The sequence below is a fragment of the Verrucomicrobiota bacterium genome (assembly GCA_016871675.1).
Classification (GTDB): Bacteria; Verrucomicrobiota; Verrucomicrobiia; order Limisphaerales; family VHCN01; genus VHCN01.
On record VHCN01000043.1, the window covers coordinates 17928 to 28841 of the forward strand.

Genomic DNA, 10914 nt, shown 5'->3' on the forward strand with positions numbered 1-10914 from the left:
AAAGCCGCCAGGCCGTGCTCCTCACGGTTGCGCGTTCTGCAGCTTGACCGCGGGCACAACCACGTCGGCCTGTCGGGGCCGTTGCGTGGCGGGACGCCGCGGCGCCGGCGGGCGCACGGGCTCGGCGGCGCCGTGCTTGCGGAGCAAGTCCACCATGTCCTGCACCGGCACGCGGTTGGTGCGCGAGTTGAACGCGCGCACCGCAACAGAGAGTGCCGGCGACGCGCCGATGGGCGGCGAGCCGGACGGCATCGCCCCGTAACGCGCCGCAATCACGGGCGTGATGCCGAAGTGATTCGTCGCCTCGATGTCCGCCCCGCTCGCGAGCAAAAGCGAGACGACATTCGTCTGCCCAAAGCTCACCGCAACGTGCAGCGGCGTATGCCCCGCGGGCCGCGCCGAGGCCGTGGCCGAATGGGTTGCCGGCTCGGGCGGCGCCGCAAGATTCGCGGCTGCCTTGTTGGAGAGAAGCAGGCCAGCCATTTCGATCGAGCCCATCGCGGCCGCGTGATGCAGCGGTCCGAAGCCCATCGCGTCCATCGTGTCCGGATTCGCGCCGCGCGCGAGCAGCAGCGCCGCGAGGTCGACGCGGTTCGACCACACGGCCAGGTGCAGCGGCGCAAGGCCCGAGCCCGGCGGCACCGAGCCCGCGGGGACATTCGTCGCAAGCACGGGCGCGGACGGGTCGGCCTTTCCGTCGAGAAGCGTGCGCACGACTTCGAGCACGCCCCGCTCGACCGCGGCGTGCAGGGCGGTGAATCGTCCCTCGTTGGTCGCCCGCGCCGCCGCCGGCTCGCGGCCGAGCAACGCGGCCACCATCGCGGCGTCGCCCGCGGCGACCGCGTCGAAAATGCTCTCCGTCGCGCCGGCCTTGCGCAGCGCGGCTGCCGCGTCGGCGTGGTTCGCGGCGAGCGCGCGGCCGAGTGGCGTGAGCCCGCGCGGGTCGGCGGCGTTCACGTCAGCCTTGTGGCGCAACAGCAGCGCGGCCGTCCGTATGTCGCCACTCGCCGCCGCGCGATGCAACAGCGTGTCCCCGAAATAGCGTTCCGCGGCAAGTCCGGGCTTTGCCTTCAGCTCCTCCTCGACGATGGCGGTGCGGCCGAGCAGCGCGGCCGACCACACATCGAGCGTGGCGCCGGCCGCCGTGAGCCGCTCGACGAGTTCGCGCCGCCCGCGTTCGCTCGCGAGGCGGACCGGCGTCTGCCCCGCGCTGTTGGTGAGCACGGCAAGTTGCGGATCGATCTTGAACAGCTTGTCGAGCGACTCCAGGTCGCCGTCGGCGATGGCGGCGAACAGGCCGAGGTTGACGCCCGGCGGCCGGACGGTGGGAGGCGCGTTGCTCACGACGCCCAGCCCGAGCGGCGTGAGGCCGGCCTTGTTGCGGATGGAAAAATCCGCGCCGTTGGTCGCGAGTGAAGTGAAGATGCTCTGCACCGGGTTGAGCACGGCGAGGTGCAGCGGCGTGTTGCCGTCGGAGTCGCCAAGCTTCAGGTCGGCGCCCGCGGCGAGCAGCGACTTCACGCGGTCGTTGTGATCGTGCGCGAAGCTCGAGCTTGCGACGAGCAGGTGCAGCGGCGTGCGCCCGGCCGCATTCGTCGCGTTCCCGGGAGCCTTGAGCGCGGCGAGCGTGCGGACGGCCCCGCCCTGCTGGACGTTCGTCACCGCGAGGTGCAACGGCGTGTTGCCGTCACGGTCGCGCGCGCCGAGGTCCGCGCCGCGGGCGACGAGCGCGGCGATGGCCGGGTTCGTCGGCGCGCCCCACGCGTATTGGAAGCTCATGTTCGAGAGCATCACGTGCATGGGCGTAAGGCCGGCGGCGTTCGTCACGCGGGCGTTGGCGCCGGCCGCGAGCAGGTAGCGCCACTGCGCCTCCTCCCACGGCTGCCACGGGGGCGGCCACTCGTCGCGGCGCGGGTCCACGTTGGCCCAGTCGGCGAAGAACTTGACGCCCGAATACACCAGCTCGACCCAGTTCGTCGGCCTTTGCTGCTGCGCGGGCGCGGGCCGTCGCGCGGCAGCCCCCCCGAGGAAGACCATGCGCTGCACCCCCGCCACCGCCGCCGGCGCGATGCCATCGCGCTGCGGCTGCGCCTGGATGCGCTGGCGGAGCACGTGGTCGAGCCGGGTCTTGAACAGCGTCCATCCCGGCGACCCCGGCGGGTCGGGCTCGTATCGGTAATACGGCCGCGTGAACGCCGCGTGCAGCGCGGTGTCGCGGTTGGTGCCGAAGGGCTGGTCCACATCCGCGCCGCCCGAGACGAGCGCGTCCATCCACACGATGTTGTTGGTGGCCGCGGCGAGGTGGAACGCGCTCAAGCCCGCGGCGTTTGTCGCGTCCACCCTCGCGCCGCCCCACAGCAGCACGCGCGTCGTCGCCTCGTGGCCTTTGGCGAGGTGAAGCGCCGTGTCGCCGTCGGCCTCGCGCAAGTTGGGATTCGCCCCGCGCGAGAGCAGCAGCGACGCCGCGCGCGGTTGCTGCCGCGCGGCCGCGAGGATCAACGCGCTCTGGCCGGACTCGTTCGTCGCGTTCACGTCCGCGCCTCGCGCGAGGATTTGCTCGATGAGATTCGTGTTGCCGTTGGCCGCGGCGAAATGCAGCAGCGGGTCCAGCAACGATTTGTCCGCGGGCAGTTCGACGTCGCGCGTGACGAGCAGCCGGATGACACCGTCGTTGGCCGTGCGCGCGGCGAGTTCGAGTGGCGTGAGCTTGTCGGCGTCCCGCAGGGACAGCGCCGGCTTGTGCTTGAGCAGCTCCGCGACCGCGTTGGTGCGCCGGCCCGCAACCGCCACATGCAACGGCGTGCGCAACCGCTCATCGAGCGCGTCCACGCGCGCCCCGGCGGCGACGAGCTGGGCGACGACTTTGGAATGCCCGCCTCCCGAGGCGCGGTGCAAGGGCGTGGTGAGGTTTTTCCCGGCGACATCGAGCGCGGGCTTCTTCTCGAGCAATCGGGCGACGATCTTCTCGTGCCCGCCCCCGGACGCGAGCGCGAGCGGCGTGGCGCCCGACTTGTCCTTTGCGTCGAACCCCGCGCCCGCGTCGAGCAACTGCCGGGCAATCTCCGCGTAACCGTGCAGCGAGGCCGCGTGCAGCGGCGTGCGGCCCTCGAAATCCGCCGCGTCCAGCGCGGGCTTGCGCGGCAGCAAGACCGCGAGCGCGCCGGGCTGGCCGCATTCGCAGGCCCAGTGCAGCAACGTGCGCGACTGCGCGTCGCGCGCCGTGAACGCCGCGGGCGACTTCTCCAGCGCGCGCGCGAGCGACTCGGCGTCGCCGATGCCCGCGAGCGTGAAAGGGTCGGCCTTTGCGCCGAGCACGAGCAGCTTGTAAAAACCGGCCGGCTCCTGCTGCTCGCCCGAGCCCGCCTCGGCCGGCGCGCGCCGCCCCGCGAGCACCAGCGCCTGCATCGGCGTGAGCCCCGCGGCGTTGGTGGACTCCAGGTCCGCGCCCGCCGCGCGCAATGGGGCGAAGGCGTCGAACTGCTTTTGCCTCGCGGCGAAGTGCAGCGGCGAATCGCCGTCGCCCGTGCGCGCAGCGGCGAGCTTGGAATCGGCGGCGAGAAGCTCCTTGAGCCGGTTCGTGTCGCCCCGCCCGATGGCGTCCTGCCATGCCGTGGCGAACTTGGGCGTCCCGCCTTGCGGGATCCGCGCGCCCGGGGCGCGGAGGATGCGCGACGAGCGGATGAGTTCCTCCTGCGCGACTACCGGGACTGCCGCGCCGCAGAATGCAAGCCACGCGAAGGGAAGCACGAGGCGATGAAACGAGCGCACCATGGATTTGCCGGAGTTGACGCGCTGGAACCTATCGGTGCCGCGCGAAAGCAGCAAGCCCGTTTGCCAAACCAAGCCAGACACGGCGTCGTCAGCGCTGTGGGAAAATCTGGTAGAGCAGCAGGTAGATCACGACGCCGGTGGCGGAGACGTAAACCCAGAGGGGCCAGGTCCAGCGGGCGATGCGTTTGTGGGCGTCGAAGCGTTCGCGCAGGGCGCGGGTGAGGGTCATGAGCACCATGGGCACGATGGCCATCGCGGCGATCAGGTGCGTGACGAGGATGATCAGGTAGATGGGGCGGAACCACTCGGGGTTGAGGAACTTGGTGTGCGCGGCGCCGTGCAGGCGTTGCATCCCGACGTGGTAGGTCACGTAGCTCGCGAGGAAAAGCGTGGAGACCACGAGCGCGGCGAGCATGCAGTTGCGGTGCGCCTCCTTGCGTCCCTGCTTGATGAAGCGCCAGCCGCACAGGAGCAGGACGAGGCTGGTGCCGTTGAGGCAGGCGTTCAGCGCGGGGAGGTCGGTCAAGGTCATGTGAGGAGGGTGTGCGTGGTGGACGGTGGATGGGGCTGAACGGATGCCGCGATCGGCCTTATTTCTCGTTCAGCAACTGGTTCATGGCGGAGAGGATCCTGGACTGGACTTGGGGGAAGTTGACGCCGTCGCCGACGGTTTCGAACGCGGCGCGAAGCCGTCCCTGTTTGTCCACGACCACGTAGAGGGTGCTGTGGATGAAGAGGTCCATGGCCGAGGTGCGCTCGGCGGGCGCCTTTTCGGTGGCGACGAGTTTGAGGCTGTCCACCGCGAGCGCGGCGATTTGCGGCTTGGAGCCGGTGAGGAAGGACCACTGGGGCGGGCGCGCGCCGAAGCGCTCGCCGTAGCCGCGCAAGACTTCGGGCGTGTCGAACTCGGGATCGGTGGTGAGCGAGACGAGGCGCACCGGAAGGGCGTCGGGCAGCGCCGCCTGCAACGATGCCATCTGACGGGTCATCGTCGCGCAGGGGCCGGGGCAGCGGGTGAAGATGATGTCGGCGACCCACACTTTGCCGCGCAGGTCGGCGAGGGTGACGGCGCGGCCGAGCTGGTTGGTGAGCGTGAAGTCCGCGACGGGGCCGATGACGGGCAGCGGCGCGGCGGGCACGGGGCGCGGCCTGCCCGCGGTGTTGACGTAGGCGATGGCGAGGACCAGGACGATGACGAAGAGGCCGCCCCACACGGCGCGTTCGAGGTTCGGGGAGGCGGGCGTCATCGTGAACGGGCGGGAGAATCCGCCGCACGAGGGTTGACGGCAAGCGGGAAGCCGCGGGATTCGAAGGCGAGGACGTCGGCGAGGACGACCGTGGGCGTCACTCGAAGCTCGTGGCGCCGCCGGACTTCGCATTCTTCGCGAGCCACTCGGTGAAGGCCTTCGGGTCCTCGACGGTCACGAAGGCGTTCATGGTGGCGTGGCCGCCGCCGCAAAGCTGCGCGCAAGTGACGAGATACTTGCCGGGCCTGGTGGGCTTGAAATGGATGGGCACGCTCATGCCGGGGATGGCGTCCTGACAGACACGCAAGCCGACGATCTTGAAAGAATGGATCACGTCCTTGGACGTGATGTGCATGATGACGTTGGTGCCGACCGGGACGTGGATGTCCTTCGCGGAGGGGACGATGTCGTCCTTGGCGGCGGGGTCGGAGTAGTCGATGCCGAACTGGTTGGTGGCGCTGAGGAACTTGACGTCGACCTTGCCGAACTTGGCGTCCGCGCCGGGGTATCGGGTGTTCCAGGTGAACTGCTCGCCGATGACGCGGATGACCACGGAGTCCTTCTCCTCGGGGAACTTCTCGACCGCGTGCGCCCAAAGGGGGATGGCGAAGCCGATGAGCAGGACGGCCTCGGCGACGATGACCGCGCCCTCGATGACGTTCGAAGCCTGCGACTTGGTGCCGGCGTAGTCGGCCTTGGGATTCGCCCCGCTGCGGAAGCGCACGAGCACGTAAAAGAAATACAGGATCCAGCCGACGAACAGCGCGGCCATGAGGTAGTGCACGTAGAGGATGAAGTCGTCCAACTTCGGCGCGTGTTCGGCACCACCGGGCGGAAGCTTGAGAATCTGATGCTTGAGGGTGTCAGTGAAGTTCATGTTCGGCTTGGGAAACTTGCGCGACGGCCTGTGCGGCCAACCGCCCGCGGCGGATGATGTGGACGAAGAAGATCGCGATGCCGCCGAGCACGCACACTGCGACGAAGAGCAGGCTCAGGATGCCCGCGGCCATGCCCTCGGCGAGCTTGCCGTCGCTCTTGCCGAAGCACGCAGCACACGCGAACGCGCCCTGTGACCACAGCGCGAGCATCGCGCAAAGCGCGGGCGCGGCGAACCGGGATGAGCGGCGCGGGTTCACAGGTAACTGATGTGCTTGAGCTTCTTCAAAAAGTAACGGCCGTAGGCAAGCAGCCCGGCTCCGGCGAGCGTGGAACCGCAGGCGAGGACGAGGTCGGAGGTCGCGCCTGCCGTGCGCCAGGCATGGAGTTCCCACGCGCCGAAGCCGAAGCTCAGCAGCGTCGAGGCCGTGATGAACACGATATGGAATGCCTTCAGGGACATCAGCGCCAGAACGTGGTCAGGATTTTGAGGGACGCGGAGCCGGGAAAGTCGTGAGAACCCCAGATGAAGATGAACATCATCGAGCCGAAGAAGAAGAAAGTGCAGGTGAGCAGGCTGTAGATGAGCTTTCGCTCGGAAATGAGGTGCATAAAGTAGCCGGCGACGAGCCCGGCCTTGACCGTGGCAATGAGCAGGGCGATGGCGATGTTCGCGGCTCGCGAACCGAAATCCACGTAGGACGCGAGCACGGTGATGATCGTGCCGACGCCGAGCGCGTAGAAGACGAAGAGATATTTCTTCACCGACTGGCGCACGTGCTCGATGTCGTGCGCGTGGTCGTGTGTGGCGGCTCCGGGTCCGTGCGAATGGTCGTGGCTCATGCGAGGGGGAGTAGGAGTAGGAGTGGGATTAAGAGAGATCAGAGGAGGTAGAGGACCGGGAACAGGAAGATCCAGACCAGGTCGACGAAGTGCCAGAACAGGCCGGACACCTCGACGCGGTTGGTGAAGCGATCGGGATCCGTGCGCCACATCGCAGCGCCCGGTCCCCAAAGGAAACCGATGACGATCGCGCCGCCGAGCACGTGCAACGCGTGCAGGCCGGTGAGCGTGAAGTAAATCGCGGTGTAGGTGTTGTAGCGCGGGGCGCGGTTGCCGATCATGAGCGTGTTGCCGGCCGCATCCTTCATTGAAGGAACCGGGCGGAACGCGATTCGCTGGCCAACTTTTGCGACATCGGCGAAGCGGACGATGTTCGTCCCCGCGATGGTGAACTCCTTGTGCTCGTGCTTTTCCTTCCGGTGTTTGTGCGGGTCCACAATCTGATTGATGTCCTTGGTCTGCATGCCGTGGAGCGTGATGGATTCGAGCACGGTTCCCGCGGCGTTCATCTTTTTGGTGACGAGGTGGCCGTCCACATACGAACCGTCCTTCTGCAGCACGGCGTAGTGGGTGAACTTGTCGTTGTATTCGAAGGTTTTGATCACAAGGAAGATCAGGGCGCAGAGCACCGTGAGGCCCTGATACAGCTTGAACTTCGAGAACTGGTTCATCTTGAGCGACGCCCACGCCATGACGACGGTGACGGACGAGACGATGAGCACGATGGTGTTGGCCGTGCCAAGCGGGACGTTGAGCCAGCCGTGGGGCCAGGAGCCGTCCTCGGCGCCGACGCGCAGGAGGATGTAGGACGAGAACAGGCCGCCGAAAAGCATCACCTCGGAGGCGAGGAAGAGCCAGATGCCGACCTTGGCGTTGAAGAGGCCCGTGTCCTCACGGGGTTTGACGGTGTAGGGGATGTCCATGTCGCGGTGCTTTGGAAATTCGGATAAGGTTGGGCGCGGAACTCAGGCCTTCACGGGTTCGGGCTGGTTCTGCGGGGTGAAGTCGGCCGGGTGGCCGGGCACGCTGTATTCGTAAGGCCCGCGCACCGCGGTCGGCGCGTTGATGTGGCCGTGGGCATCCACGAAATTGCCGTGCGGCGGCGGCGTGGGCGTCTGCCACTCGAGCGTGGTGGCGCCCCACGGGTTGTCACTGGTGACCTTGCGGCCGCTGTTCAGGCTCCAGAAGAAATTGATGATGAACGGCACTTGAGCGAGCAGGAGGAAGAAGGCGGAGTGCGCGATGAAGGTGTTGAGCCAGATCATCGTGCCGCTGAGCGCGCCCTCGGCGCCGGGGTTCGTGGCGAGCGAGTAAGCTGCAGCGCCGCCGTCGCTCATGCGCCGGCTCATGCCGCTCATGCCCTGCACGAACATCGGCTGGAAGACCAGGTTCATGCCGATGAGCGAGAGCCAGAAGTGGACCTTCCCGAGCGTCTCGTTCATGTGCCGCCCGGTCATCTTCGGGAACCAGAAGTAGATGGCCGCGAACAATGCAAATATGGTTCCCGGCGCCACCACGTAGTGGAAGTGCGCGATCACGTAATAACTGTCGTGCAGGTAGATGTCCGGGTAGTTGAACCCGAGCGGCAGCCCGGTGAGGCCGCCGATGCCGAACATGGGCAGGAACGCCAGCGAGAAGAGCATCGGCGTGTTGAACCGGATCGAGCCGCCCCACAGCGACAGGAACAGGCACGTGAGGATGATCACCGACGGAATCGAGATGATCATCGTGGTCGTCTGGAAGAACGTGGAAATCTTCGTGCCCATGCCGGTCAGATACATGTGGTGCGCCCACACGATGAAGGACAGGAATCCGATCGCGAGGACCGAGTAGACGAGCGACTTGTAGCCCCACAACGGGCGCCGGGTGTTGCAGGCGATGATTTCGCCGACGATGCCGAACGCCGGCAAGATGAGCACGTAAACCTCCGGGTGCCCCAGGAACCAGAACAGGTGTTGCCAGAGCAGCGGGCTGCCGCCGCCAGAGATTTCAGCCACCTTCGCGCTCACCACGAGGCCTGTCGGAAGGAAGAAGCTCGTGCCGGCGACCTTGTCCATGAGTTGCATCACACCGGCAGCCTCGAGCGGCGGAAACGCCAGCAGCAGCAGGAACGCCGTGACAAACTGCGACCACACGAAGAACGGCAGGCGCATCCACGTCATGCCCGGCGCGCGAAGCTGGATGATGGTGGCGATGAAGTTCACCGCGCCGAGCAGCGAGGAGTTGATGAGGCACACCATGCCGATGAGCCAGAACGTCTGCCCGTCCGTGGGAATCACGGTGGCCAGAGGCGAATAGGAAGTCCACCCCGCCTGCGCCGCGCCGCCCGGGATGAAGAAGCTCACGAGCATGATCACGCCGCCGAGCACGTAGAACTGGTAGCTCGCCATGTTCACGCGCGGGAAAGCCATGTCCACCGCGCCGATTTGAAGCGGGACGACAAAGTTGCCGAACGCCGCGAACACGAGCGGCACGATCGCGAGGAAGACCATGATCGTGCCGTGCATCGCGCCGAATGCGTTGTAGAGGTCGGGCGAAATCGAGCCGCCGGACGCGGCGTCGCCGAGCACCTTGGCCATGAGCGGGCCAAGCACGGGCACGGGCACGCCGGGCTTGGCAATCTGCCAGCGCATCAGGAGCATCAGGCCGAACCCAAAGAGCAGGAAGAACAGCGCGGTGACGCCGTATTGGATGCCGATGACCTTGTGGTCGGTCGAAAAAACGTAGCCGCGCCAGAAGCCGGGATCCTCGTGATGATGGGCGTCGGCGTGGGCGTGTGGGGCTTCTTTCGTGGGCTGCATGGTTCGGTTCGGGCTGAAAACGGGCGCGGCTTTCCGCGCGAGCGGCATTTAGTTAGCTGTCGGTCGAAGGGAGTGTCAACAAGCGATTCGTTTCCCGGTCAAGTTCCACGCGGGCTAATCCATCACTTCACCTTGTCAAATGCCAGCAGGCCGAGCAGCACCGGCAGATACAGGATGGACATCAGGAAAAGCCGCCGCGCCGAGGCGTGGCTGAGGGTCCGCGCGAATTGCACCGCGCAGAGCAAAAACGCAACTCCCAGCACAAGCGCGCCCGCGAGGTAGAGCGCGCCCGCGAGCTTGAAGATGAACGGCGAAAGGCTCACCGGCAGCAACCCGAGCGTGTGGCTCACCGCCTGCCGGCCCGTGCGCCCGCCCGCGGGGTCTACCACCGGCAGCATCACGTAGCCGGCCTTCGCATATTGGTCGCGGTAAAGCCACGCGATCGCCAGGAAGTGCGGGAGCTGCCAGAAAAACAGGATCGCGAAGAGCGCCCAGCCCTCCGTCGTGATCTCCCCGCGCGTCGCCGTCCAGCCCATCAACGGTGGAAGCGCGCCGGGCACCGCGCCGATGGCGGTGTTGAGCGACGTGACGCGCTTGAGCGGCGTGTAAACAAACAGGTAACTGCCGAGCGTCAGCGCGCCGAGCAGGCTCGTTATGAGGTTCACCGTCAGCGCGAGGTGCACCATGCCCGCCGCGGATGCGAGCCCGCCGAGCACCAGCACGGTGCCGGGCTGCAAATGCCCCGCGGGCAACGGCCGCTCCTCGGTGCGGAGCATCAGCGCGTCGTGCTCGCGCTCGAGGTATTGGTTGAGCGCCGCAGCGCCGCAGGCGAGCAAGCCCGTGCCAAGCATCGCGTGCAGGAAGAGCGCCCAGTCCATCGCGCCGCGGTGGCCCATCTGGAAGCCGACGGCAGTCGTCAGCAGGACGAGCGTGGTGAGCCGCGCCTTGAACAAGTCCGAGAACACGGCGAAGCGGGACTTCGCGGCGATGCCGGGCTCGGCGATGGGATTGGCGGTGGCTTTCATGCGCGACCGAATCCGGGCGGAGAGGGCCGGGGCGCGGAGGCGCGGGGCCGCGGAGACACGGCGACGAAAACGTTCTTCCCCGCGTCCCCGCGGCCCCGCGGCCCCGTGTCCTTGCCATTCACTTCGAACGTCATGCTCGCCTTCTCACTTCTTCTGCAAGTCCTCGCGCCGGATGCGCTCGGTGTGCTCAAGCTTCGCGATGGATTCTTCGTCCTGCCCGAGCTGTGTCAGCACGTGGGCGTTGATGCGGTGCACGGTGAGCCGGTGCAGGCAGACCGTCAATACTCCGCCGAACGCGAGGCACGTCGCGCCGAGCACCACGTGGAGCGTCGCCACGTCGGCGGCTTTGTT

Annotated in this window: 11 protein-coding genes; all 11 read right to left on the reverse strand. The window is 67.1% G+C overall.

The window, feature by feature from the left end; genetic code table 11:
• Positions 1 to 21 precede the first annotated feature (21 nt).
• The 11 genes from FJ386_10180 to FJ386_10230 all read right to left on the reverse strand — a co-directional run bounded on the left by FJ386_10180 (position 22) and on the right by FJ386_10230 (position 10899).
• Complete coding sequence (locus FJ386_10180; protein ID MBM3877073.1) at positions 22 to 3852, reverse strand: hypothetical protein; 3831 nt, start codon at positions 3850 to 3852, stop codon at positions 22 to 24.
• 7 nt (positions 3853 to 3859) lie between these two features.
• Positions 3860 to 4303: a DUF420 domain-containing protein gene (locus tag FJ386_10185; GenBank protein MBM3877074.1), complete on the reverse strand. Its 444-nt coding sequence runs from the start codon at positions 4301 to 4303 to the stop codon at positions 3860 to 3862.
• A gap of 58 nt (positions 4304 to 4361) precedes the next feature.
• On the reverse strand, positions 4362 to 5150 hold the full coding sequence (locus FJ386_10190) for an SCO family protein (protein ID MBM3877075.1): 789 nt from the start codon (positions 5148 to 5150) through the stop codon (positions 4362 to 4364).
• Complete coding sequence (locus tag FJ386_10195; GenBank protein MBM3877076.1) at positions 5116 to 5895, reverse strand: cytochrome c oxidase subunit II; 780 nt, start codon at positions 5893 to 5895, stop codon at positions 5116 to 5118. The genes FJ386_10190 and FJ386_10195 overlap by 35 nt, the downstream gene beginning before the upstream one ends.
• Positions 5882 to 6154, reverse strand: coding sequence for a hypothetical protein (locus FJ386_10200; GenBank protein ID MBM3877077.1), 273 nt, complete (start codon positions 6152 to 6154; stop codon positions 5882 to 5884). Before FJ386_10200 ends, FJ386_10195 begins: the two co-directional genes overlap by 14 nt.
• Positions 6151 to 6357, reverse strand: coding sequence for a hypothetical protein (locus FJ386_10205; GenBank protein ID MBM3877078.1), 207 nt, complete (start codon positions 6355 to 6357; stop codon positions 6151 to 6153). Before FJ386_10205 ends, FJ386_10200 begins: the two co-directional genes overlap by 4 nt.
• A complete protein-coding gene (locus FJ386_10210) occupies positions 6357 to 6737 on the reverse strand; it encodes a hypothetical protein (GenBank protein ID MBM3877079.1) in 381 nt (126 codons plus the stop codon). Before FJ386_10210 ends, FJ386_10205 begins: the two co-directional genes overlap by 1 nt.
• 38 nt (positions 6738 to 6775) lie before the next feature.
• Entirely contained in the window at positions 6776 to 7660 is an 885-nt protein-coding gene (locus FJ386_10215) for a heme-copper oxidase subunit III (protein MBM3877080.1), read from the reverse strand.
• 42 nt (positions 7661 to 7702) lie between these two features.
• Positions 7703 to 9538: a cytochrome C oxidase subunit I gene (locus FJ386_10220; GenBank protein MBM3877081.1), complete on the reverse strand. Its 1836-nt coding sequence runs from the start codon at positions 9536 to 9538 to the stop codon at positions 7703 to 7705.
• A 122-nt stretch (positions 9539 to 9660) separates the two neighbouring features.
• A complete protein-coding gene (gene cyoE, locus FJ386_10225) occupies positions 9661 to 10563 on the reverse strand; it encodes a protoheme IX farnesyltransferase (GenBank protein MBM3877082.1) in 903 nt (300 codons plus the stop codon).
• Positions 10564 to 10707: 144 nt separating this feature from the next.
• The gene (locus tag FJ386_10230) at positions 10708 to 10899 is read right to left on the reverse strand and encodes a hypothetical protein (GenBank protein MBM3877083.1); all 192 of its coding nucleotides are present in this window, start codon (positions 10897 to 10899) and stop codon (positions 10708 to 10710) included.
• Between the last annotated feature and the right edge of the window lie 15 nt (positions 10900 to 10914).